We start from the raw sequence: 24,812 nt of genomic DNA on the forward strand, positions 1-24,812 counted from the left end.
TTCAGAACCGACTTGCGCGACCAATGCGGTACGGGCCGGCGCGGGTGGAGAGCGGCTTGCCTTTCCAACTGAGCCGGACGCGCCCCTCCTGCACCAGGCGATCGACGGCGGCATGAACCAGCGGCATCGCCTCTCGCCAGGCGCCATCCAGCGCGATCGCTCTGGCGACTTCGCTCGGGCACACAGTCGCCTCCGGTGCGCGGGCTGACAGAAGCCTGAGCGTCGTATCGGAGGCGCAAGCCGTCAATCGTCACCAGCGATCGGCGGCGAGGGAAGAGCGGCGGAGGTCGCCTTCTGAATGCGCTGCTGCAAGTTGCGTAGCAGCCCGCCCAGCATTTCGACCTCCGTGCCATCCATCGTGGCAAGGGCCCGCGTGTGGGCAGCGTCCAGGCCGTTCTCGCTTGAGCGTAGAACCGCCAGCCCGGCGGGTGACAGGCGAACCATCTGGCTTCCGCGACCGGGCGCGTGTGTCGTTCGCTCGATATAGCCCAGATCGGCCAGCTTGGTGATCCTCTTGCCGATCCCCGCAAAGGAGATGAAGAACTGCTTGCGCAGTCGCACAGGCGTTGTCTCGAACGGCGGGCCAAGCCGGTGAAGGGCATCCAGAACCAGCATCTCTCCGGTGTTCATTCCGTGCGACTGTGCCTGGGCGCCAAAGCTCTGCTCGATCAAGGTGGCGACATAGAGGATGCGGGTGCTGACGGCGTAGATGCGTGCGTTGTAGGCAGAAGTATCGGTGGTCCAGGCCCGCTCCGCCTCGTCGATCAGATCGGGCGGTGCGGATTCGCTTGGCGCGCTGTGTCTGGTATCCGCTTTCTTCAAGACAGTTCGCCAAGCCTGAAATTGTGGGAAGCCGGGATAAGCGCCTGGGCTGGCCGTCGCAATAGAGCGTTGCGGAACGGCGCATTGGCGATCGGCAAGACTGCTTGGCCATCGTCGGGACCGCCCTTTCGGGAAACACTCTGTTACAAAGCCGATCGTGAGACGTTTCTGGCTGCAGAGGAGATGACATCGATGACCACGCCGGGCCGTTCCGATCGTCAAGCCATATTGGAAGCCAGTCGCACGCGGAAGATGGCGCGGTCGGCTCATGCCTATGTCAGGGGGAATACCGCCGCTTTCTATGATTGGTTGCAGGCTGGGCCGCACGCTCCGCGTGTGCCGGATGGGCCGGCAATCTGGATTTGCGGCGATGCCCACCTTGGTAATCTGGGGCCGCTGGCGGCGGGAGACGGCCGTATCGAGATTCAGGTTCGAGACCTGGATCAGGCGGTCATCGGCAATCCCGCGCATGATCTCATCCGGCTGGGGCTTTCTCTGGCCACCGCTGCCCGGGGTTCGGACCTTCCGGGCGTGATCACGGCGCGGATGATGGAGGAAATGGTCCAGGGCTATGCGGCTGCGATCGCCGATCCCACCAGCGGCAATCCCGGCGTGGAGCCCGATGTGGTGCGCAGCGTCAAGCGGCAGGCGCTGGGCCGTCGTTGGAAGCATTTGGCGAAGGAACGGTTGGATGCCGTCGAACCGACGTTGCCCATCGGCAAGAAATTCTGGGCGCTTAGCAAGGAAGAGCGCGATGCCCTTGAAGGGGTGTTCGCCGATCCGTCCGTGGCCCAGCTTATCCTCTCGCTCGATCACAAGGACAAGGATCGGCGCGTCCGCGTGGTGGATGCGGCCTATTGGATGAAGGGTTGCAGTTCGCTCGGGCTGCTTCGCTATGCCGTCATCGTCGGGCTGGAGAATGCGCGGGGACGTTCGGACTACGCGTTGGTAGATATCAAGGAAGCCGTCGCACCGGTCGCTCCGGCTTACCCCGGCGTCACCATGCCGTCCGATAATGCCCACCGGGTGGCAGCCGCGGCCCGTGCGTTGTCACCCCATCTTGGTTCCCGGATGATCCCGGTCAGCATGCTCGATCGCACCTTGTTCATTCGCGAATTGGCGCCGCAAGACCTCAAGCTGGAGGTGGAGCAATTCAGCCAGGGAGAAGCGATCAAGGCTGCGCGCTACCTAGCGTTCGTGATCGGCAAGGCTCACGGTCGCCAGCTTAACATCGGGCAGCGTGCGGAATGGGGCAGCATGTTGGATGCAGACCGGCGCGGCAAGATCGATGCGCCATCCTGGCTGTGGGAAAGCGTCGTGTCCCTGGCGGGCAGGCACGAGGCGGGCTATCTTGAGCATTGTCGGCGGTACGCTCTGGCTGCCTAGCCTGCCAGACGAAGCCTGGGCGCTACCCTTTGCGCCCGGTTATCCGCCGCCCTCAGGTCTTCTCCGTCAAAGTATGCGCGACGATAGCGTTGGCATGGCCATGGCCCATGCCATGTTCGGTTTTCAGCATGGTCACCAATTCCGGTGAAGACGCGCAAGACCGATCGGCGGGCGGCAGCGATGTATGCTGCGCTAGGTTCCGCTGGTCTCGGGCCGGGGCGCGCTCAGCCGGCGGTGCGGATGATCGCCGTGCCGGCTTGCATCAGCCGCCGCTCGACGGCTTCTCCCGCAACGGCGGCGCCGAACAGGTAGCCCTGGCCAAAGCCGCATCCATGCTCGATCAGGTAATCCGCTTCGCTTTGCGTCTCGATCCCCTCGGCGATGACGTCCATGCCAAGCCGTCCCGCCAGCCCGATGATCGCATCGACGATCGCGGCGTTGGTGGACCCGTGCGACAAGTTGGTGACGAAGCTGCGGTCGATCTTGATCACGTCCACCGGGAACGCCTGCAAGTGCGTCAGCGAGGCGTAGCCGGTACCGAAATCGTCCAGTGCCAGGGACAATCCCTCGTCATGGAACTTGCGCAGCACGTCCGCCACGGTTTCCGCGCCGCGTCCCAGGAAGACCGTTTCCGTCACTTCCAATTCCAGCAGCGAAGGCGGAACCCGATGGCGATGGAGCTGCGACATCACGCGATCGAACAAATCCTCCCGCCGGAATTCGGCAGGTGACAGGTTGATGGCAACGCGGCCGAACGGCAGGCCCTGGTTGAGCCAATGGGCCATATCTCGGCAGATCGCTTCCAGCATCCGTTCGCCCAGGACCGGGGCCAGGCTCAAATCCTCGAACGCGGCGCTCAGGCTATCTGGACCGCGGATGGCGCCATCCGCATCTTGCCAGCGCAGCAGCGCCTCGAACCCGGCCACGTGCCCACCCGCCAGCGATACCTTGGGCTGATAGAACGGGCGCACCCGCGCTTCGTTGATCACGCGCCGGGCGGTGGCCAGCATCGCGGCGCGATGCTGGATGCTCGCGCGCATATCCGGCCGGAACACCGTCAGCATCCCCCGATGCGAAGCCTTGCCGGCATAAAGGGCCACATCCGCCGTCTTCAGCAAGTCTTCGCCCGTATCGCCGTGGTCCGGGAAGAAAGCGGCCCCGGCCGTGGCGTTGCAGTCCAACCCGATGCCGTCATGATAGACCCCGCCGTCATCCTGCAGCGCGGGTGATAACAGGGCGACCAGTTCGTCCGCGCGGCAACGGGGCAGGAACGCTGCGAACTCATCGCCGCCAAAGCGCGCCACGAATCCCCGGTCGCCGATGCACCGCTCCAGCCGCTTGGCGAAACCGCAAAGCAGCAGGTCACCGGCATCATGGCCGATCGTATCGTTCGCCTCCTTGAACCCGTCGATGTCGAACATCACCAGGGCCAGGCTCTCATTGTTTTCGCGGGCCTGTGCGATCGCAGCTTCCAGTGCGTCGTTCAGGCTCCCGCGATTGGGCAGCCCGGTCAGTGCATCGTGACTGGCCATCCAGTGCATGCGGGCGCTGCTGTTGTGCTGTTCGGTCACATCGCTCAGGGTCACAAGCACGCGCTGGACGCGTCCGTGGGTTTCCTGAATGCGCCAGCCGTTGATTTGCAGGCAGCGAATTGCGTCATCATCGGCGCGGTGGATGCGGAGGAACGCTTCGAAGCGGTGATCGCTGGCGTTGGCCTCCACGGTGCGGATCAGATGGGACAAGGCAGGCCGATCCTCCGCGACGATCAGCGTCATCGCCAAGCGAAGGTCTGGCTGAACCTCATTCGGCAGGCCCAGCATCTGCTTGAATTCGGCGGACCATTCCCACCTGTTCTGCACCGTATCGAAGTCCCAGATGCCGATCCCGGCGGCCTGGGCGGCCAGGCGGAAGCGTTCCTCGCTTTCGCGCAGGGCCTGCTCCGCGCGCTTGCGATCGTCGATATCCTCGACCGCGCCATACCAGCGCACGACATTGCCCTGTTCGTCCAGTCGCGGCGCGCCGCGGGATCGGAACCAGCGATAGCCTTCGCCGACGTTGGCCCGGTATTCCACGTCGATCGGCTGGCCGTCTATCTGCGCGCGGGCCCAGGCTTCGCGAATGTCCGAAAGATTGTCGGGGTGCACGGTGGAGCGCCAGACATCGCCCAGGTAGGTCCCCGGTTTTGCTCCGACCTTCTCCAGCCATCGTGAGCTGATGGCCGACATCTTGCCATCAAGGCCGGTCGTCCAGGCATATTGTGGGCTCAATTCCACGGTATTGCGGTAGTGCTCCTCACTCTCCCGCAAGTCCGCCTCGGCCTGACGGCGAATGGTCTCGTCCAGGACGATACCGATCGAGGAACCGTCCTGCAGGAAACTTACATGGACCGTGCCCCAGCGTTCGGTGCCGTCAGACCGCACATAGCGCCGATTCATTTGGTAGGATTGACGCGTCACCGCATTTTCGCGGTAGCGGTGAAGGATGTTTTCCGCTTCCTCGGGATGGGCGTGATCCTGGATGTTGATATGGGCGAAGTCCTCGTCCTCTCGCCCGATCAGCTCTTGATAAAAGGCGTTGACCGCCAGGACCGTCCCCTTGGACGAGCGATGAATGACGCCGACTTGCGACTTGCTCAGCGTTTCCATGAACTCCGCCGACGCGACCCAGCTCACCCCGTTCAAATTGGACGTGGCGGCCTGAAATTTGCGCTGAAGCCCGGCCAGATGCAGCGCGTCGAGCGCCGATGCGGCCTGGCTTTCGCAAGGAGGAGCGGCTTGCCGCACGAAGGTCACCTCTCTCAAAACGGCCCATCGCCCGCCCCCGAAGGGGCAAAGCGTCCCGGTATGGTCTGACCGTTACTATTGAGAGGCTTAACAAGGTGTTCAGCCTGGGCAGGTGATCTCCTTAATTACAGGCGATGCGGTCCTTTCTCCCGTTCCTTCAGGCACTATCCCCCACGTCAACGCCGTGCGGACTTTGCCAGCCAGGCTGCCAACTGCGCGCGCTGCGTGGGACGCGTGGCCACGCGCTGGCGCAACGCGGTCTGCGCCTGCACCACCGGCTTGGCCTCGTCCGCAGGCAAGGTGGCGGCAAAGGTCTTCAGTTTGCCCTCCATCTTCGGGTCGGTGCTGGCGGCAACGATCCGGGCGATAAAGCGGGGGCGTCCGGCGCGTTCCACCAGTTTGTACACCGCAGCCTGGTTGGCGCGCACGAAATCGAACGCAAGCTCGGGATGCACGCTGCCGACCGAGGCGATCATCTGCGAAGCGCTGGTGGCGTCTGGCGTGCCGGAAATGGCGAGCGCGAGGGTTTCCTTGGCCAAGGCCTGGTCGTCTGCTCGACCCAGGCTGCTGAGATAAAGCTGGCGCTCCACCACGCCCGACGCCTTGCCCGCTTGCTGGCGCAACAGATCCCAATCGGCCCGCGTGGCATTGCGAGCGGCAACATCGAGCCAAGTGCGCTTCAGCGGCCCGTCGAGCGCGGCGGGGTTCGTGGCCAGGGCCTGCAGCTTGCGGCGCGCTTCGGTGACGACGGCGGTATCGCCGGCAACGCCCAGGGTGGCGATCAATTGCGCGCGCAGCTTGGTGTCGGTCAGCGCCTCTCCGGCTTTCGGCTCGAAGCCCAACTGCTGCAGGCGCGTCGACCATGTGCGAGAGATCAGCGCGCCCATGCGATCGCGCACCGGGCCCTTTTCCAGCAGGCCGTAGGTCATCTGCCAAAGCGCGGCGGTATCGGCTGCCAGGGTGGCGCTGGCGTTGGCCGGCATGGCCGACAGCAGGTTCATCCCCGCCGCCATGTCCTGGTAGCCCGCCATCGAGAGCGAGAGATTGTCCCGCACCAGTCCATACTGGTCGATCGGCTTCAACGACCCGAACGTCTGCGTCAGCTTGGTGAGCGAAGGGGCATCGTAGAGCGTGCGATAATAGCCAAGCTGGCCGCTGTTCACCAGCACCGGCCCACAGCCCGCCAGCGTCACCGTCTCGGTCTTTTGCGCCATCAGGTGCCGTGTGGGCGCAGCATCGCCCACGCTGATCAGCAATGGCATCGGCCAGAGCGGCTTTGCGCCACCACGGCTTTGCGGATCGAGGGAGAAGGCGTCCTGCGTCAAGGCAAGGCTCGTCTGCCCTGCTTTGCAGGTGGCGGACTGCACGCGCAGCATCGGGACACCGGGAATGGTGGTGAATGCCTGCGCGATACGGTTCACGTCCTTCGCGCCCGCGCCTTCGATCGCGGTCCACAAGTCGCTGCTGACCGTGTTGCCATAGGCGTGCTTGGTCATGTAGCTGCGCAGCCCCGCGCGCCAGATGTCCGCGCCGACATAGTCCTCCAGCATGGCGATCGTCGCCTGGCCCTTCTCGTACGTGATCGAGTCAAACGCCTGCTCCATCTCGGAGACGGTGCGGATCTTTTGGACCACCGGGTGCGTGGTGGGCAGGGCGTCCTGCGCCATTGCCCCTTCACGCCCGTCCACGCCGTTCAGCTGGAAGTCCCACTCAGGATGAAAATGCGCGGTGATCTTGTCCGCCGCCCAGCTGGCGAAGCCTTCGTTCAGCCAGATGTCGTCCCACCATGCCATGGTGACGAGATCGCCGAACCACTGGTGCGCCGTTTCGTGCGCCTGCGTGCTGTAAATATCCTGGATCTCGGCGGGGCTGGTGGTAGCGGGATCGAGCAGCAGGATACGCTCGAACGTCATGATCGCGCCCCAGTTCTCCATCGCGCCGAAGAACTGCGAACTGCCGGGGGCGGCGATATTGTCCAGCTTGGGCAGGGGAAACTTCACGCCGAAGTAGTCATCGAACCAGGGCAGGATTTCGGCCAGGCCATCGCGGGCATAGTTGGCCTTATCGCCGCTTCCGGCAGGGGCGATGATGCCCACTTCCACGCCGTCCGCCGCCTTCTTAACCGTGCGCTCGAAATCGCCCATGCCGAAGAACAGCAGGTACGAACTCATGCGCGGAGTGGTGGCGAAGGTGACGCGCTTCAGGCCGCCGCTCAGCTTTTCCTCGCGCGCGGCGGGCATGTTGCTGACGGCCATCAGGTTGGCGGGAACGATGGCGGAAAGATCGAACGTGGCCTTGTAGCTGGGCTCGTCAAAGCTGGGCACGAAGCGGCGCGCATCGGGCGCTTCGAACTGGGTGAAGAGGGCGCGCGTGTCCTTGCCGGTGCGCTTGTCCGGGTAATTCAGCGCGAAAAGGCCGGACGGCTGCGTGCCGATCGTTCCGGAATACGTGATGTCCAGGCGATAGGCCCCTGGCGCGATCGGGCTGGCGGAATCGAAGCGCAAGGTTTGTGCGGCATCATCTGCGGCGACGGTGAGCGGCAGGCTCTTGCCACCCTTTGCGGCGATCAGCTGGGCCGAAGCGACCTTTAGGCCATTGCCATGCACGGTCAGCGAGGAAGCTTGGGTGAAGACTTGCAAGTCGATCCGCGCCTTGCCGGCGAAGGTCAGGTCAGTGGCATTAGGGGTCACTTCGATCTGATAGTGCGAGGGACGCGCCGTTCGTGGCAAGTCGCTGGGGATGGACTGATCAAGCGGGGCGGCGGCGCTGGCCGCAGGGGCCGCCAACGTGGGCCAAGCGGTCGCCAGCGCGGCGATGGCGGAGATCGTGGCGAAGGTGCGGGGTAATGAGCGCATGAAAAGAATGCTCCGCTATCGGAAAAATTCGTGTCGACGTAACAATGCATCTAGCGCGCAGTTGTTCGTCAATCCAGTCAACGATTGAAGCGGCGGTAGGAGCCCGTCAAAATTCGCCATGGATGCGGATGAGTCTGCGGGGCGTCAAATCGGCGAGGGTGGGGCAGCCAAGCTGCGCCATCGTCATCTCCAATTCGGTGCGCAAAAGGTGCAGCGCGTGTGCGGCACCGGCCATCCCGGCTACGGCAAGGGCGTGCATCTGCGGTCGGCCCAGAAGCACGGCAGTCGTCCCCAGCGCGATCGCCTTGGCCATGTCCGCGCCGGAACGTATGCCGCTGTCGATCAGCACTGGCAGCGACGTGCCGATCGCTTCGCGAAGGCCAGGCAGAACGTCCAGCGGACTGGGCAGCCCATCCAGCACACGGCCGCCGTGGTTCGACAGGATCAACCCATCCGCGCCCATTTCCACCGCGCGACGGGCGTCTTCGTCCAGCAGCATGCCCTTTACGAGCACCGGCAGGCGTGTCGTGGCGCGCAGCCATTCCAGGTCTTCCCAGCGCGGTGCCGCATCCGCCAGCGCAGTGCCCAAAATGATGCGGCCGCCTGCCGTCGCGGTCTGGCGCAGTCGCGTCATGCCTTTGAGGTTGGCGGCTTCGATTCCGGCGGGAAGCGACAGTCCGGCTGGCTTGATCGCCGCATCCACCGTCAGCACGATCGCTTCGAAACCGGCCGCCTCCGCCCGGCGAACCAGCGCCAGGGAGTCGGCCCGATCGGGCTGAAGATAGAGCTGGAACCACAGGGGCGAAGGCGCGAGGCCAAGCTGGCGGGACGCGTCACGGGCGGTGTGGGCGATTTCCTCCAACGAGACGCTGGACAGGGTACTGGCGATCATCCCTGCGCCCAGCGCGGCGGCCGCGCGCGTCACTGCCAGTTCGCCATCGGGATGGGCCAGGCGTTGATAGGCGATGGGCGCCAGCATCAGCGGCGCAAGATGAGCGCGGCCAAACAGCGACAATGCCGTGGTCCCGCCGCGCAAGTCTGCCATGGCGCGCGGTAGAAACCCCCATCGTGCGAAGGCGGCGCGGTTTCGCGCCAGTGTCCGCTCCTCGCCAGCGCCTTCCTGGATGTGTCGCCAGACTTCGGGGGGGAGATGCGCTTGCGCCGCTGCCTCATAATCCGCCAGGGTGGTGATGCCCGGCGGCACGGTGGCATGCGGCGGCTTAATCACGTCTGCGACCATTGGCGCAGGAGATTGTGATAGATCTGCGTGAAGGTATCGACCGAGCCATGCTCCGGATGATCGCCTGCCAAAGACTGAATCGCGCCATCCAGATCGAACAGCAATCGCCGCCGCTCGGGCGAAGGCACAAAGCTTTGCGTCCAGAAAAACGCGGCATAGCGCACGCCGCGCGTCACCGGGGCGACACGGTGGAGGCTGCTGCCGGGGTAGACGATCAGATGCCCCGCCGCCGGCTTGGCGCTGTGCGTGCCGAATGTGTCCGCGATCACCAGTTCGCCGCCGTCGTATTCGTCAGGATCGCTGAGGAACAGCGTGGCCGAGATGTCGGAGCGCAGATGCTCGCCCGTGCCCGGCATCGGGAAGATCGCATTGTCGACATGATCGCCGTACTGCCCCGCGCCCGCATAGCGCGAGAAGCGGGGCGGCAGGACACGCGCGGGCAGCGCGGCGGCGATGAACAGTGGGGTCTGGCCCAGCCGCTCCAGCACTTGCTGGCCCAGCTTCTGCGCCAGCGGATCGCTGGCGGCCAGTTGCTCGTTGTCCTTTACCCGCGCGGCGCGATGACCGGCGGTGGTGCGCCCGTCCGTCCAGGCGGCGCTCTCCAGCAAAGCACGCATCTGGCGCACTTCCTCGCGCGAGAACAGTTCGGGGATATCGACGACCATGCCCCATCCTTGCCGCCGCGGCGACGCCCTTGCAAAAGGAAAAGCCCGACGGATGCATAGGGCTTGCATCCGCCGGGCCGTCCATCCTTGGAGAGGAGGACTTACATCTTCGCCGTGATGGTCAGCACCGCCGCACGCGCATCGCCTGGCGTTGCCCAGCCATTGTTGCGGATGCGGGTGAAGTACAGCTTGTCACCCACGTTCTTCACGTTGAGTTGTGCCGAGACATTGGGTGAGAAATCGTAGGCCAGATAGGCCTGGTGGATCAGGAAGTCCTGCGAGCGGATCGCCGGGGTGGTCGGCGTGCGGGCGGTCAGCAGGAAGCTGCCCTGATACGTGAAGCCATAACCCACGGTCAGGCCGAACGGCAGGCGATAGGTGGTGAACAGGCTGCCCGAATGCTTGGGTGTCTGCGGCAGATACTGGCCCGCGCCGGGATTGGGGTTGAGGGGGGTGTTGGTGCAGGAGCCGGTGCCAGGATTCGCCAGGCAGTTGTCGGACACGGACTGAAGCAACTTGGCTTTCAGGTACGTGTAGTTCGCCGTGATCGACCAATTGGGCGTGATCATGCCCGATGCGCCCAGCGCGATACCATCGACGCGGGACTTGCCGTCCAGCTGCTGATTGGGAACGATATCGCCGGAGACGACCGCGTACTTGTCACGCTCGTTGCGGAAAGCAGCGGCGGTGAGCAGCAAACCGCCATTGAACAGTTCGGCCTTCGCGCCGATCTCGTAGTTCTTCGCCGTTTCCGGATTTATGTTGCAGGTCGTACCGGTGATGATCGAGCCGTCCGGATTCAGCCCGTCCGCCGTGCACGATCCGTTGACCGAGTTCTTCGACGGCGTCTGCGAGTTGCCGTAGGCCGCGTAGAGGCTGACCGCTTCGGTGGGCTTGTAGTTCAGGCCCACGCGATACGAAAATAGCGTGTCCGCCACCCGCCCTCGCGGCGCGGTGGTGATCTGGCGGAACTGATACGGGCGATTGAATAACGTGCAACCGGTGAACGTGGCGCAATAGTTGATGGTGTCGTTGGTGCCGACGTTGCGCTCGACACGGGCAGCGGCGTTCAGTTCCAGCTTGCCCAGCTTCATCGTGTCCAGAAGATAAGCGGCGACGTTCGATTGTTCACTCAGAACATGGCTGCCCCGGACGAAGTTCAAAGGTCCGTTGTATACGTTGTTGCCATAGGTGAAGGGGGCAGGGCCGGGCACCACCGTGCCGGGATTGGCGATGTTGATCAGCGGGAAGCTGGCATAGGCCGGGCTGCCATTGGGATTGCGCAGGACGTTGCCGGTATCGAGATCATACTGTTCCCAGGTGGCGGCCGCGCCGAGATCGACGGTGTGTTCGATCGCACCGGTATTGAACAGGGCGCGCAGATCGATCTGGTCGAACATCAGCTGGTTGCGAGTGATGCGGGTGTTACCGCGTGGACCGCTTGCCAGGTAATAGCCGCGCGGGACATTGGTGGGACAAGCGGCGCCCAGCGGGGTCAACCCATTTGTCAGGCAGTACGTGCCTTGCGGCGGGGCCACGATAGTGGTCTGGCGCGAATCCTGCCAGCGGGCGAGGTTGCGGATCGAAACCTTGTCGCTGAATTCATGCTCGAAGATGGCGGTCGCCTGATCGATATTGATTTTCTGCTTGTCGACATTGCGATAGCCGAAATAGTCGCTGCGATCGACGCCGGGTACGATCCGTCCACCGTAGTAGGGCACGCCGTACTGCGGCGTGTTGTCGTCCTCCTGGTGCCAATACTGCAGGGTCAGGCGGTTCGGGCTATCCACACCGATCGTGACCGAGGGCGCGACACCCCAGCGCTTGTAATCATCCACATCGCGGCCCGGCACGTCGTTGCGATGCCACATCGCGTTGAGACGGAAGGCGATCAGGTCGTTGACGCGGCGGTTGAGGTCCACCGTGGCGCGATAGTAGTTGTCGGTGCCGATGCCGGCGGTGGCGACATAGGCGTCATTCGCCAATGGGCGCTTGGTGACCAAGTTGATGTTGCCGCCGGTGGAGCCGACGCCCGAGATAACCGAGTTCGCGCCGTTGGTGACTTCGATCTGCTGCAGGTTGAACGTGTCGGTGCGAGTGATCTGCGCGCTGTCGCGCACACCGTCAACGGTGATGTCGTTGCTGGCGCTGTAGCCGCGAAAGGTGATGTTGTCGCCCGGGCCGGTGCCGCCTTCACCAGCGCCGAAGGTGACGCCGGGAACGGTCGAGAGCACGTCGCGCAGCGTCAGCAGGTTCTGCTGCTCGATCACTTCGTTGGTCAGGACGGTGATGGTCTGGGGCGTATCGCGAACGGTGCGGGTGCGCTTGGGCGATTCCAGCTTGCGGCCCGGTTCGTCGACGATCGCGCTCTCGGTCACCGTGACGCTGCCCAGCGATCGCTCGGCGCTTTCGGTCTGCTGCGCCTGCGCCGTCGAAGTGAAAGCGGGTGCGATGCAGGATAGCGCCAGGAACGTGCGGCGCGCGGTGAATGATCCCTTGGATGACATCAGAATTCCCCCCTCTTGAGTTTCAGGTCATGCAGTGAGAGGTCCGATATTGAGAGTCAGTCGCAGTAGCAAGCTAGAAAATGATGGACGGGTAACTTTATTGCAAATCGATTGCAAAAAGGGTTTCGACCTGGATCAGTCGACCGCAGCGTCGACCATCATCCGCTCCAGCGCCGGACTGATCCATTCCATCACGCCTTGCTCGTCTCTGGCCAGTGCGCGAACCGCAAGCCGCTCGCGAGTGGCGAGCCACTGCATCTCTGATGGTGGCAGCACCGTCAAAGCCGTGGCCCAAGCGTCAGCCATCATCGCGCTGCGGTGCAAGACGCTCAGGCTCAGCATATGCGGGACGGCAGCGCCGGTTCGTGGATCGATCGTGTGGCGTCCGCGTACGTAGTCGCCCGAGGTGGCGACTGCCATCTGGTGCAGCGCGATCCGCAGGGGTGCGCTCTCCGCGGTCGGAGTTTCCAGATCGACCCACCATGGATCGCCGTCAGGGCGCAGACCGAGGCCGAGCAGTTCGCCGCCGATCTCCACCAGCGCATGGTGGCAACCGCGCCGCGTCAGCAATTCGCCCAGGGCGTCGACCGCAAAGCCCTTGGCGATGCCGGAAAAATCCAGATGGACGCCGCCCGGCTGACGCAGGCGCCTGGTTTCGGCATCGTAGGCAAGACGGTGCGCGCCGACGTGTCGGAGCGATTGCCCGATCGCATCGTGATCCGGGGCCTGCGCTGCCGGCGTAGGGCCAAAGCCCCCGAGGTTGACCAGTCGCCCCGCCGCCGCATCGAATGCGCCGCCGCTGGCTTCCCCAACAGATAAAGCCGCCTCCCAGACCGTCGCGAAGTCTGCCGGGAGCGCAAGCCAGGTGCCCGCGGCGGCGCGGTTGAACCCGCCAAGGAGCGAATCCTCACGCCAGTGGCTCATCTGCGCCAGGATCGCCTCAAGCCGCTGCTCGATCGCTTGGCGCAGGGAGTTGACGTGCAAGCCCGGCGGCTGGGCCAGGCGCACGTGCCATGTCGTGCCCATCGTCTCGCCCCGCAGATCGACCACGGGCGCACCCGGCTTCCACCCGGACAGCGCGCCGGGGTCGATCTCTAGCGGGACGGCGAGGCGCAAGGTGGGCTCAGGGTGCGACCACTTCCAGCACCGTCGTGAAGCTCAAACGGCGTTCGGTGGCCTTGGGCTCAGTCGTCTTGACGTCCGTGGTGGTGGCGTTCAGCCAGTACATGCCCGGCACCGGCCACTTGACGTGGAGTACGCCGTCCGCACCGGTCTTCAGCTCCTGCGCATCTTCGGCCTCGCGATACTTCTTGGCGCCGGGCACCACCGCCACGGTCAGGCCGGCGGCGGGCTTGCCGTCCACCAGGAAGCGGAACTGGCCTTCTTCGTCGGCGACGAGGCTGCCGGGCAAAGTGATCGGCTGGAACTCCAGGCCCTTGCCGGTCACGCGGTAGCTGGCGGCGGTGGGCGCATCCGCGGTGACGTAAACGTAGTTGCGCGCGATCGTCTCGCTCAGCTTCACGTCCGTCGCGTTGGCGGGGATTTCCGCTGCCGTGGCGACGAACTTGGGCGCAGCCTCGCCAGCGGGGCGGTTCATCGCCGGACCGGGCATCCTGCCGCCCGCTCCCCCGCCGCCGTTGCGCCCGCGGTTGCCGACGCGCCAGGTTTCGCCGTTCACCTTGAACGAGCCCATCAGCCCGGTGCGCTCCATTCCGATCACCCAGGTGCCTGGCTTGTCGATCTTCACGTCAAACGTGGAGCGATACCGCAGCGTGGCCGCGTTCTCCACTTGGCCTTCGGTGCCATCGGGGGCCCAGACCTTGATCTGGGCGGGATCGATCGGAAAGTGATCGGCATAGAACAGGTCGTTGGAAACCGCGCCGTCCACCGTCACGTACTCGCTGGTTCCGGCAAGCGTGGTGGTGGAAGGCAGCAGCCACTGGCGATGCGCCATGGCGGGAGTGGAAAGCGCGGAGCCAAACGCGGCGGCGGCGATCAGGGCGTGACGGATGTTCATGGTGATTCCCTGTTGATGGTGATGAAGTCGTGCGGAACGCGGCGATCAGCGGATCGACACCGCCCCAAGCTCGGTCTTGCCCGAGGCCGCGCCGCCGCCGCGCGGCACCGTGATCGGCACGGAAACCAGTTCGCGCCCGCCGGTTTCGCGCGCGGCTTCGACCTTGAGGACGTACTGGCCCGCAGGCACGTTGGGCAGCGGGATCTGGTACGTGCCGGGCGCGCGGGTCGCGCCGCTCACGCCGTCGGCGGGCAGCTTGAGCGAACGGCCGCCCTTGCGCCACCAGGTGCGCAAATCCGCCAGCCACTTCGTGCCCGGCTCGCGCCCGCCCTTTTTCAGGTCGTACCAGACGAACACCGTCTTCGCCTCGCCACCGGCCACCGGCTCCAGCCAGCCGACGACGTAGGGCTTGTGATATTCCGCCACGTTGATGCGTGGAACGGTGACGCTGACGGTCGCGGCGGCGGCGGGGACGGCCATCGTCGTCGCGGCGAGCAGCGGGATCGAGGGCAGGGTTTTCAGGTTCATCGGCAAGAGCGGACCTTTCGCGGTCAGTGAATGAAGAAAAGGGCGATCACCAACGGTATGGCGAGGCTGAGGCCGACCAGCGGCCAGGTGGACGGGCGATGGCGCGCGTGAAGTTGCAGCAGGATCAACCCGGTTACCGTGAACACAAGGCAAGCCCCGGCGAAGACATCGATGAACCAGAACCATGCCGAGCCGGTGTTGCGGCCCTTGTGCAGGTCATTCAGGTAGGAAACCCAGCCACGCTCGGTGCGCTCAGCGCTGATGGCGCCCGAAGTGCGATCGATGCTGACCCATGCGTCACGGCCGGGGCCGGGCATGGCGACATAGACCTCGCCCTCATCAGACCAGTCCGCCGCGAAGCCTGACGGGTCCAGCGGTATCGTGCCCGCGATCGCTTGCGCCACGGCGGGGGGCAGGGGGTCATGGCCATCGTTGGCGCGGGGCAGGCGCTCCACCATGGCCATCGGCAGCTTGCCGCTGCTTTGCGTCACCACCGGCTCCGCCGCGATCGAGGCGGCGTGGTTCAGCGTGATGCCGGTGATCGCGAACAGCAGCATCGCGGTGAGCGATACCGCGGCGCTGATCCAATGCCAGGTGTGCAGTTGTTTCAGCCAGAACGTGCGCGCCTTGCGGCTTTTGCGCGGCGTGGAAACGGCCTTCGCCGCCGGCTGGGAAGCCCTGAGGCTGACAGGAGGCGGGGCGGTTTCGGCGGCATCCACGGGCGGGCGGGCTTTCTTGGCTAGGCGGACGGATCGCCGGAGAAGGACCACAGGCTGGAACGCAGCCGGTTTAGGTCTGGACGGCGCTGCTGATAGTGCCTATGCGAATGACTCGCAATAGCCTGATTTGGCATCGAGCGAAGAAGGGGCACGCATGGCGACGCTGGCATTGAGCCTTACAACAGCAACGAAGGCTGATCGCGCCGGAGGGCGGTTGGCGCTGGAGGCTCCCTCGTTCCGCACGATAGAGCCTGTCACAGAACCCGTGGCGTACGAGCGAGCGGTCTATCAGCCGTCCCGTCGTGCCGGACCGGTCGCCGCGCTTGCCTCCGCAGCGGTCCTGCTGGCGACCGGCGCGGCGTTGGCGACGTTGAGCATCGTGGCCCAGCAAAAGGAGCAGCAGCGGCTGACCGTGGTGGCGATGAAGCAGCTGGACACTACGCCTCCGCCCCCGCCCCCTCCCGCCAAATCGCTCGACAAGCCGATCACCCCGCCCGAACAGGCCTTCGTTCCCAAGCCAATGATCACGCTGCCCGCGCCCGGGCCCCAAAAGGTGGCGATGGACTTGCCGCCGCCGATCCAGCCCAGCGTGGTGGAAGCGCCGCGCGTGCCGGTTCCGAACGCGCCGGTGGCGGCCGCCCCGGTCGCGGCGACACCGGTCGAGGGCGGGGACTTGTCCAGCCAGGTGATCTCCGCAAGGCCTCCGGTCTATCCCATCGATGCCCGCCGCCGCCGAGAGCAGGGCACCGTGAAACTGCGCGTCCTCGTCGGCCCGGATGGTCGCGTGGAGGATCTGCAGATCGCGGTCAGCAGTGGTAGCGACCAGTTGGACAAAGCGGCGCTGACCGCCGTGCGCCGCTGGCGCTGGGCTCCGCAAAAGCAGAACGGCCAGCCAGTCGCGGTGCGCGGCATGGTGCCGGTAACCTTCGCTCTGGCCTGAGAAGGCTCTTTTTTCGCACCTGCAACCAAGTCTCTGCATCCAATCCCGTCAGCAGGCATTCTTCCTGCCAGAAACCAGTGCATTGCGGGGAATAGCGACGTGAGCCTTCTGCCTGATCACCTGGAGGGCGGGCGGCCCTATCCGCTGGGCGCGACGTTCGACGGCCTTGGCGTCAATTTCGCGATCTTCTCCGCGCATGCCGAGAAGATCGAGCTTTGCCTCTTCGATGCCAACGGCAAGCGTGAGGTGGCCCGCTTCGCTTTACCCGAATGCACGGACGAGGTGTGGCATGGCTACCTGCCGAATGCGCGGCCCGGTTTGGTCTACGGCTATCGCGCCCACGGCCCCTACGAGCCGGAACAGGGCCACCGCTTCAACCCGAACAAGCTGCTGCTCGATCCCTACGCACGGCGGCTTTCGGGTAATATCCGCTGGAACGATGTGCTGCACGCCTACCCCTTGCGCAGCCGCCGTGGGGACCTTGCGTTCGACAAGCGGGACAGCGCCCCGGCCATGCCCAAGGCAGTGGTGACGCACGATTTCTTTGATTGGTCGGAAGATCGCCGCCCAAACACGCCCTGGGCCGAGACTGTGATCTACGAGGCCCATGCCAAGGGCCTGACCAAGCTGCTGGAGCAGGCCCCGCCGCAGGAACGCGGCACTTTTGCCGGGCTGGCCCACCCCAAAGTGATCGATCACCTTAAGCGCCTAGGCGTCACCGCGCTGGAACTGCTGCCGATCCACGCCTTCACGCAGGACCGGTTCCTGCAGGAAAAGGGCCTGCGCAACTACTGGGGCTATAACACCCTGAATTTCTTCACGCCCGAGCCCAGCTACTTCGCGGACGAAAGCACGCAGGACGAACTGCGCGTGGCCGTGCGGCGGCTCCATGCGGCTGGAATCGAGGTGATCCTGGACGTGGTGTACAATCACAGTTGCGAGGGCAGCGAACTGGGGCCGACGCTCAGCTGGCGCGGTCTGGACAATGCCACGTATTACCGCCTGCTGCCTGACAACAAGCGCTATTGCCTGAACGATACCGGCACCGGCAACACCTTCAACCTGACGCATCCGCGCGTGATTCAGATGGTGGCGGACTCGCTGCGGCACTGGGCTACGTCCTACGGGATTGACGGTTTCCGCTTCGATCTGGGCCTGACGCTGGGCCGCACCGATCATGGCTTCGATCCCAATGCCGCGTTCTTCCATGTCCTGCGGCAGGACCCGATCCTGGGCCGCCTGAAGCTGATCACCGAGCCGTGGGATGTTGGCATGGGTGGCTACCAGCTCGGCAATTTCCCGCCAGGTTTCGCCGAATGGAACGACAAGTTCCGGGACACCACGCGCCGCTACTGGCGGGGTGACGCGGGCCAGCGGGCGGACCTTGCGGCGCGGCTTTCGGGCTCGGGCGACTTGTTCGATCTACGCGCTCGGCGGCCTTGGGCCTCGGTCAATTTCCTGACCAGCCACGATGGCTATACCCTTGCCGATCTCGCCGCCTACGAGGAGCGGCACAACGAAGCCAATGGCGAGGACAACCGCGACGGGCATGACAACAACCTCTCGCGCAACTGGGGTGCGGAAGGGCCGACCGACGATCAGGGCATCAAGGATACCCGCGCCAAGGTCCAGCGCTCCATGCTGACGACGTTGCTCGCCTCGCTCGGCACGCCGATGCTGGTGGCGGGCGACGAATTCGGACGCACCCAAGGCGGTAACAACAACGCCTATTGCCAGGATAACGAGATTAGCTGGATCGATTGGTCGCAGCTGGAAACCGAAGAGGGCGCAGCGCTGAACGCCTTCACCTCGCGCCTGATCGGCTTGCGCCGGCAATACGAGGTGCTGCGATCCGAAGTGTTTCTCTACGGCCAGGATTCGCCGGGTGAAGGCATCAACGATGTCGAGTGGTGGGACGAACGCGGCGAGCAGCTTTCGCCCGAAGATTGGCAGAATCCGGAGGGCCGCGCGCTGTCGATGCGGCGGGCGACCCGTTTGGAGGATGGCCGGGTGGAGGCGATCAACCTGCTGCTGAACGCCAGCAGCGATCCGGTCCTGTTCAAACTGACCCGCACCGTGGCGCAGCGCACCTTGCTGCTGGACAGCGCAAGGCCAGAGGCGGGCGAGGAAACGCTGGACGATGAATACGAACTGGCGGCCCACAGCGCGGCGTTGATCCGCTCGGTGTCGGAATTTCCCGCATGACACAATGCTGGGGGCCACTGGAAATCACGCCGGGGCTTTGGCGCTTTTCCCTTTGGGCCCCCGGCGCGGAGCACGTGACGCTGGAAATTGACGGAGCGGAACCCGTCACGTTGATCAGCGACGGCGGTTGGCTCCACACCGAAGCGCCCGCGCAACCCGGCACCCGCTATCGCTTTCGTCTCGCGGATGATGTCGCCGTTCCCGACCCTGCATCGCGCGGCCAAAGCGGCGGGGTTCATGGCTGGAGCGTCGTTCCCGCCACATCGTATCCCTGGAAGTACCCCGAGTGGGCCGGCCGCCCCTGGGAGGAGGTCATCCTTCAGGAGTTGCACGTCGGGGCGCTGGGCGGCTTCTCAGGCGTCGCCGCCGCGTTGGAGCGGATTGCCGCGCTGGGCATCACCGCCATCGAACTGATGCCGGTCAACGCCTTTTCCGGCACGCGAAACTGGGGTTATGACGGCGTCCTCCCCTTCGCGCCTGCGGAGAGTTACGGCTCTGCGGAAGATCTCAAGGCGCTGGTGGACAAGGCCCATGGCCTGGGCCTGATGGTGTTCCTGGATGTGGTCTACAATCACTTCGGGCCGGATGGGAACTACCTTGGGGGATACGCTCCGGACTTCTTCCACGCGGAGGCCGATACCCCGTGGGGCGGCGCTGTCGCGGTGGACGAACCTGCCGTCGCCGCCTTCTTCCGCGAAAATGCGCTGATGTGGCTGCGCGATTATCGGATCGACGGGCTGCGTTTCGATGCGGTGCACGCGATCGGCAACCCAGCTTTCCTGGACCAGATGGCCCGCGATCTTCGCGCCGCATTACCCGATCGGCATATCCATTTGGTGCTGGAAAACGAGCATAACGAGGCTGATCGCCTCGCCCCGGGGCTCTACGATGCGCAGTGGAACGATGATTTTCACAACGTCCTGCACGTCTTGCTGACAGGCGAAACGGACGCCTATTACGTCGATTTCGCCGATCGCCCGGCGGAGCGGCTGGCACGCTGCCTGGCGGAGGGGTTCATCTACCAGGGAGAGCCGTCCACCAATCAGGACGGCAAGCCACGCGGCAGTGCGAGCGGGCATCTGACGCCCAGCGCCTTCGTGGCGTTCCTGCAGAACCACGATCAGGTGGGCAATCGCGCCATGGGTGAGCGGCTGACGTTGCTGACCAGCAAGGAAAAGTTGCGTGCCGCCACGGCGCTGCTGCTGCTGATCCCGCAGATCCCGCTGCTGTTCATGGGCGATGAGACCGGTTCACACGCCCCGTTCCTGTTCTTCACCGACTTTCACGATGAACTGGCGGACGCGGTGCGAAACGGGCGGCGCAAGGAATTCGCCAAGTTCTCCGCTTTCGCCGACGAAGCCGCGCGTGAGCGTATCCCGGACCCCAATGCGCAAGCGACCTTTGCCGCGTCCCGCCCCGAACCGGGCCCCGATGCGGCGGAGTGGCAGGCCTTCTATCGCGGCATCATCGGCTTGCGCACCCGCCTGATCGTTCCTCGTCTGAAGGGAGCCCAGGTGATCGCGGCGAAGGCGGTGGGTGACAAGGCGGTCACCGCTGCGTGGCGATTAGGTGATGGCGCCGTGCTGACGATCGCCCTAGACCTAGGCGAGCATCCCGCGCTGCCGGACCATGCAGGTGAGCCGGTCTGCGCGGTGGATGGCCGGTTCGCGGCATGGTTCCAACCGGCATGACACCCCTTCACGACCTGGCTGATGCGGTCGGCGTGGTGCGCGTCTGGGAGGATGCCCAAAGCCGCCCGCAGACCGTGGCCGACGCGGTGCTGAGGACGATCCTGACCGCACTGGGCTTTCCGGCGGCTGACGACACCGAGGTGGCGGCAAGCCTTGCCCGGGTGGCAGACGAGCAGGCGCAGGTGCCAACTTATCTGGCGGGCGACGTGGGAGAGCCGCTGCCGCTGCCGCAAAGCCTTGCGCATGAGACGACCGCGATCCTCTCGCTGGAGGATGGGCGCGAGCGGCATCTGGCCATCGCATCCGGTATGCTGCCCGCCATCGCCGAGACGGGATACCACCGCTTGCGGATCGCCAATGCCGAGCTGGCGCTGATCATCGCGCCGCCGCGCTGCCTGCTGCCCGCCGATCTCAGCGCTGCCGCCGCATCCCACATGTGGGGGATCGCGATCCAGCTGCCGTCGCTTCGGGAACGGGCCACCGCTTATGGCGATTTGGCCGATCTGCGCCATGCCGTCACCCTGCTGGCGGGGCAGGGGGCGGACGCGATTGCGATCAGCCCCGTTCATGCGCCGCCACCGGGTCAGCGGGCGTTCTATCCCTATTCGCCGTCCAGCCGGCTATTCCTCAATCCCGCCTTGGCTCAGGCTCCCGGCGGTGAGAGCAAGGCCTTGATAGATTGGTCCAGCGCGCTTGCCGCTCAGACCCAGGGCCAGCGGCAGGCCTTTGCGCGCCTGACCGAAACGGACCGTGCGCAACTGGAGCAGTGGGCGGTCGGCAAGGGTGATCACTTGACCCGCCACGCCTTGTTCGATGCTTTGGCACTGCATTTAGGCAGCGCTGACTGGCGTTCCTGGCCGCAGGATTACCGGTTTCCCGATGGCGTTCCGGTACAGCAATTCGCGCGTGAGCATCCGGAGGAAATCGCGTTTCACCTGTTCGGCCAGTGGCAGGCCGAACAGGCTCTCGGCACGGTCCAATCTGACGCCAAGCGCGGCGGGATGGCGATCGGGTTGATCGCGGACTTGGCGGTAGGCGTTGATCCCGGCGGCAGCGATGGCTGGTCGATGCAGGATGCGATGCTGACCGGCCTGACGATCGGCGCGCCGCCCGATCCGTTGGGGCCAGACGGACAGAACTGGGCCCTCACCAGCTTTTCGCCGCAGGGCTTGCGCCGCACCGCCTTTGCGCCGTTCATCGCGATGCTGCGCGCGGCCTTGCGCCAGGCGGGGGGCGTTCGGATCGATCATGCTTTCGGCTTGTCCCGCCTTTGGGTGGTGCCACAGGGGGCTTCGGCCAGCGATGGCGCTTATCTGCGCTATCCCTTCGCGGACCTGCTGCGCGTGATCGCCCTGGAATCGCATCGTGCCGGGGCGGTGATCGTGGGGGAGGACCTGGGCACGCGCCCGCCCGGCTTCGTATCGCCGGTGGCCAGCAAAGGCATCCTTGGAATGCGCGTCCTGTGGTTTGAGCGGGATGAGGATGGCTTTCGTGCCGCCGACGCTTTCCCCGCACAATCCGTCGGCATGACCGGCACGCACGATACCGCCACGATCGCCGGATGGTGGACCGGCAATGACATTCAATGGAACCGCCGCCTGCAGCGCGGTGGCGACTGGCAAACCGAGGAGACAAACCGCATGGCCGATCGTTCGGTGCTCTGGTCCGTAATCGGCGACGACAAGCCGCAGCCGGCCATCGATGACCCCGCACCCGTGGTCGACGCCGCAGTGGCGCATCTGGCCAGCACCCCGACGGCGCTGGCCATCATCCCGCTGGAAGACCTGCTGGGCCTGGAGGAGCAACCGAATCTTCCGGGCACGATCGACCAGCACCCCAACTGGCGGCGGCGGCTTTCCGCGCCGCTGGCCGATCTGCTGGCCGATCCCAGCACCGCCCGCCGTGTCGCCAGCCTGATCGCCGCCCGCCCGGCATGAGGCCGACCGCCACCTATCGCCTGCAACTGCACGCGGGCTTCACCTTCGCCGATGCGCAAGCCGTGGTGCCGTATCTGGCGCGGCTGGGCGTGAGCCACCTCTACGCCTCACCCATCACCGCCGCGGCCAAAGGATCGACTCATGGCTACGACGTGATCGACCCCACGCAGGTCAATCCCGAGCTGGGGGGTGAGGACGGGCTGCTCAGCCTCGTCGCCACGCTGAAGGAGCATGGCCTGGGCCTCATCATCGACATCGTGCCCAATCACATGGGCGTTGCCGGGGATGAGAACCTGTGGTGGCTGGACGTGCTGGAGCATGGCGAGGGCAGCACCTTTGCGCCGGTCTTCGATATCGACTGGCGCGAAAAGGTGGCATTGCCGGTGGTGGGCACGCCTCTGCCGCAAGCCTTGGACGATGGCGCGATCAAGCTGGTGCGCCGCGGATCGGGTCTTGGCATTCAACTTTACGATGGCGCGATATATCCCGTTCGGGCCGATGATCCGGACCTCGCCGGGGACCTTGACGATGCCATCGCGCAACATGCGCCGGATCGGGAGGAGGGCCGCAAGGCGCTGATGGCGCTGCTCGATCGCCAGTATTATCGCCTGATCTATTGGCGCGCCGCGAACGACGAACTCAACTGGCGGCGGTTCTTCTCGATCAATGAATTGGCCGGTGTTCGGATCGAAGACCCTGCCGTGTTCGAGCGGACCCACGCGTTGTATTTCGACTTGTTCCGTCGCGGATTGATCGATGGGGTTCGAGTGGATCATGTCGATGGTCTGAGCGATCCCGCCGGCTATTGCCGCCGCCTGCGCGAACGCTTCGCCGAGATCGCACCGGATCGGCCCGCCTACGTCGTCGTCGAGAAAATCCTGGCGGCGGACGAACCCTTCGCCACGGACTGGCAGATCGAAGGCACCAGCGGCTACGACTTCATGCGCGAAGTGTCCGAAGTGCTCCATGAGCCTTCCGGACAGGCGCCGCTCGGGGCCTTGTGGGAAGCGGTCAGCGGCCGCAGCGCCGCGTTCGCCGATGAGGCGGTCCCCGCAAGACAGGACCTGCTCTCCTGGCAGTTCGAGGGCCAGCTGGAGGCTTGCGTGGCGAGCTTCCACGCGCTGGCGCTGCATGCGGGCGAGGGGTGGATCACGAAGGGCATGTTGCGCCGCGCGATTGAGCGCTTGCTCTGGGTATTCCCGGTCTATCGCACGTATGCCACCGCCACCGGCGCGCCTGATGCCGATGCGAAAGTCCGGGCCGAGGCGCGGGAGGCCGCGTTGCCGCTGATGCCTCCCGGCGAAATCCTCGTGCTGGACGCGGTTCTGGACTGGCTGGCCGGAGATGGCGGAGCGCCTGCGGCCGACGCGGTGCGCCGATTCCAGCAATTGTCCGCACCGATCGCGGCCAAGGGCGTGGAGGACACCGCGTTCTATCGCCACGGCGTGCTGCTTTCGGCGAACGACGTCGGCTTCGATCCCGATGGCATGGCCTGCCCGATCGCGACGTTTCACCAGGCGATGCAGCACCGGGCCGAACGAACGCCGTTCGCAATGCTGGCCACCGCCACGCATGACCACAAACGCGGCGAGGATGCGCGTGCCCGGCTGGCGGTGCTGAGCGCGATTCCGGAGGAATGGTCACGCCGGTTGGAAGACTGGCTGGCGCTGGCGGCCCGGCACGCACCGGGTGTCGATCCTGCCGATGCCTACCTGCTGCTGCAGACCCTGGTCGGCGCATGGGAGCCGGGGGATGATACGCTGTTGCCCCGCCTGCACGATTGGCAACGCAAGGCCTTGCGCGAAGCCAAGCTGCGCTCATCCTGGGAGGACCCGGACGAGGCGTACGAGGGGCAATGCCACGATCTCGCCGCCGCGCTGCTGGAAGACCCCACGTTCCAGCAGGATTTCGGCCGGTTCATGGCGCAATTGGCGGCTCCGGCGCTTGCGAACACAATGGCGCAGACCGCGCTGCACCTGCTGTCGCCCGGCGTTCCCGATATCTACCAAGCCTGCGAGCTGATGGACTATTCCATGGTAGATCCCGACAATCGCCGTCCGGTGGACTTCGCATCCCGGCAGGCCTTGCTGGAGAGCGGCACGGGCGCCAAAAAGCTGCATTTGACGCGCGGTTTGCTGGACTTGCGCCGCACGTCCACCGCCATCCGTGAGGGCGATTACGAGCCGCTTTCGGTCTCCGGCAAACGGGCCGAACACGTGCTGGCCTTTGCCCGGAACAACGGCGGTGAGCGAGTGGTCTGCGCAATGGCGATCCGGTTGGGTGCGGTCCTGTTCGGGCACGAACAGCCGTTTCCCCCGCCAGACTGGTGGGGCGATACGGTGATCGAAGATGGCGCTAGAAAGCACCAAGCCAGCGCGCTGTTCGCCGACGATGTCGTCTCCACAATCTGACCGTGCGCTGCCGATCCAGCCACAGCCGCACGGTTCAATAAGGACTGTCCTACAGGCCCCGGTTCGTGACAGACGGGGCCCAACGATTCGCTACCGAAAGGCCGCG

18 protein-coding genes are annotated in these 24,812 nt (G+C 65.1%); 6 read left to right on the forward strand and 12 right to left on the reverse strand.

Going from position 1 to position 24,812, the window contains the following annotated elements:
- Nucleotide 1: 1 nt before the first annotated feature.
- Together GGR39_RS04480 and GGR39_RS04485 are read right to left on the reverse strand one after the other, a co-directional pair.
- Complete coding sequence (locus GGR39_RS04480) at nucleotides 2-247, reverse strand: DUF3253 domain-containing protein (RefSeq protein ID WP_058735227.1); 246 nt, start codon at nucleotides 245-247, stop codon at nucleotides 2-4.
- On the reverse strand, nucleotides 244-822 hold the full coding sequence (locus tag GGR39_RS04485; protein WP_183616069.1) for a MarR family winged helix-turn-helix transcriptional regulator: 579 nt from the start codon (nucleotides 820-822) through the stop codon (nucleotides 244-246). Before GGR39_RS04485 ends, GGR39_RS04480 begins: the two co-directional genes overlap by 4 nt.
- Nucleotides 823-1,014: 192 nt before the next feature.
- On the opposite strand from GGR39_RS04485, the gene GGR39_RS04490 reads away from it, so the two are divergent.
- Nucleotides 1,015-2,208, forward strand: coding sequence for a DUF2252 family protein (locus GGR39_RS04490; RefSeq protein ID WP_183616070.1), 1,194 nt, complete (start codon nucleotides 1,015-1,017; stop codon nucleotides 2,206-2,208).
- A 52-nt stretch (nucleotides 2,209-2,260) separates the two neighbouring features.
- On the opposite strand, the gene GGR39_RS17520 is transcribed toward GGR39_RS04490, so the two are convergent.
- From GGR39_RS17520 to GGR39_RS04540, 10 genes are all read right to left on the reverse strand, one after another.
- Complete coding sequence (locus GGR39_RS17520) at nucleotides 2,261-2,344, reverse strand: DUF4287 domain-containing protein (RefSeq protein ID WP_425490588.1); 84 nt, start codon at nucleotides 2,342-2,344, stop codon at nucleotides 2,261-2,263.
- An 88-nt stretch (nucleotides 2,345-2,432) separates the two neighbouring features.
- Nucleotides 2,433-5,000 (reverse strand): sensor domain-containing protein, encoded by a 2,568-nt coding sequence (locus GGR39_RS04500; protein ID WP_343055809.1) that lies wholly within the window; start codon nucleotides 4,998-5,000, stop codon nucleotides 2,433-2,435.
- 167 nt (nucleotides 5,001-5,167) lie between these two features.
- The gene (locus GGR39_RS04505) at nucleotides 5,168-7,846 is read right to left on the reverse strand and encodes a M1 family metallopeptidase (RefSeq protein WP_183616072.1); all 2,679 of its coding nucleotides are present in this window, start codon (nucleotides 7,844-7,846) and stop codon (nucleotides 5,168-5,170) included.
- Nucleotides 7,847-7,952: 106 nt separating this feature from the next.
- Entirely contained in the window at nucleotides 7,953-9,074 is a 1,122-nt protein-coding gene (locus tag GGR39_RS04510) for an alpha-hydroxy acid oxidase (RefSeq protein ID WP_343055771.1), read from the reverse strand.
- A complete protein-coding gene (locus GGR39_RS04515) occupies nucleotides 9,071-9,751 on the reverse strand; it encodes a Fe2+-dependent dioxygenase (RefSeq protein WP_183616074.1) in 681 nt (226 codons plus the stop codon). Before GGR39_RS04515 ends, GGR39_RS04510 begins: the two co-directional genes overlap by 4 nt.
- 101 nt (nucleotides 9,752-9,852) lie before the next feature.
- The gene (locus tag GGR39_RS04520) at nucleotides 9,853-12,258 is read right to left on the reverse strand and encodes a TonB-dependent receptor (protein ID WP_183616075.1); all 2,406 of its coding nucleotides are present in this window, start codon (nucleotides 12,256-12,258) and stop codon (nucleotides 9,853-9,855) included.
- A gap of 135 nt (nucleotides 12,259-12,393) precedes the next feature.
- The gene (locus tag GGR39_RS04525) at nucleotides 12,394-13,374 is read right to left on the reverse strand and encodes an FAD:protein FMN transferase (RefSeq protein ID WP_183616076.1); all 981 of its coding nucleotides are present in this window, start codon (nucleotides 13,372-13,374) and stop codon (nucleotides 12,394-12,396) included.
- Nucleotides 13,375-13,381: 7 nt separating this feature from the next.
- On the reverse strand, nucleotides 13,382-14,275 hold the full coding sequence (locus GGR39_RS04530) for a DUF4198 domain-containing protein (protein ID WP_183616077.1): 894 nt from the start codon (nucleotides 14,273-14,275) through the stop codon (nucleotides 13,382-13,384).
- 45 nt (nucleotides 14,276-14,320) lie between these two features.
- Nucleotides 14,321-14,803 (reverse strand): DUF2271 domain-containing protein, encoded by a 483-nt coding sequence (locus GGR39_RS04535; RefSeq protein ID WP_058735218.1) that lies wholly within the window; start codon nucleotides 14,801-14,803, stop codon nucleotides 14,321-14,323.
- A gap of 23 nt (nucleotides 14,804-14,826) precedes the next feature.
- A complete protein-coding gene (locus GGR39_RS04540) occupies nucleotides 14,827-15,522 on the reverse strand; it encodes a PepSY-associated TM helix domain-containing protein (protein WP_183616078.1) in 696 nt (231 codons plus the stop codon).
- A gap of 154 nt (nucleotides 15,523-15,676) precedes the next feature.
- Between GGR39_RS04540 and GGR39_RS04545 the strand changes: the two genes are divergently transcribed.
- The 5 genes from GGR39_RS04545 (at nucleotide 15,677) to treY (ending at nucleotide 24,706) form a co-directional block, all read left to right on the forward strand.
- Complete coding sequence (locus GGR39_RS04545) at nucleotides 15,677-16,462, forward strand: energy transducer TonB (RefSeq protein ID WP_183616079.1); 786 nt, start codon at nucleotides 15,677-15,679, stop codon at nucleotides 16,460-16,462.
- A 99-nt stretch (nucleotides 16,463-16,561) separates the two neighbouring features.
- Nucleotides 16,562-18,667, forward strand: a complete 2,106-nt coding sequence (glgX, locus tag GGR39_RS04550) for a glycogen debranching protein GlgX (RefSeq protein WP_183616080.1) — start codon at nucleotides 16,562-16,564, stop codon at nucleotides 18,665-18,667.
- Nucleotides 18,664-20,358, forward strand: a complete 1,695-nt coding sequence (gene treZ, locus GGR39_RS04555; protein WP_183616081.1) for a malto-oligosyltrehalose trehalohydrolase — start codon at nucleotides 18,664-18,666, stop codon at nucleotides 20,356-20,358. Before glgX ends, treZ begins: the two co-directional genes overlap by 4 nt.
- On the forward strand, nucleotides 20,355-22,295 hold the full coding sequence (malQ, locus tag GGR39_RS04560; protein WP_183616082.1) for a 4-alpha-glucanotransferase: 1,941 nt from the start codon (nucleotides 20,355-20,357) through the stop codon (nucleotides 22,293-22,295). The genes treZ and malQ overlap by 4 nt, the downstream gene beginning before the upstream one ends.
- A complete protein-coding gene (gene treY / locus GGR39_RS04565; RefSeq protein WP_183616083.1) occupies nucleotides 22,292-24,706 on the forward strand; it encodes a malto-oligosyltrehalose synthase in 2,415 nt (804 codons plus the stop codon). Before malQ ends, treY begins: the two co-directional genes overlap by 4 nt.
- Nucleotides 24,707-24,812 lie beyond the last annotated feature (106 nt).

Source organism: Novosphingobium fluoreni (assembly GCF_014196615.1).
GTDB classification, from domain to species: domain Bacteria; phylum Pseudomonadota; class Alphaproteobacteria; order Sphingomonadales; family Sphingomonadaceae; genus Novosphingobium; species Novosphingobium fluoreni.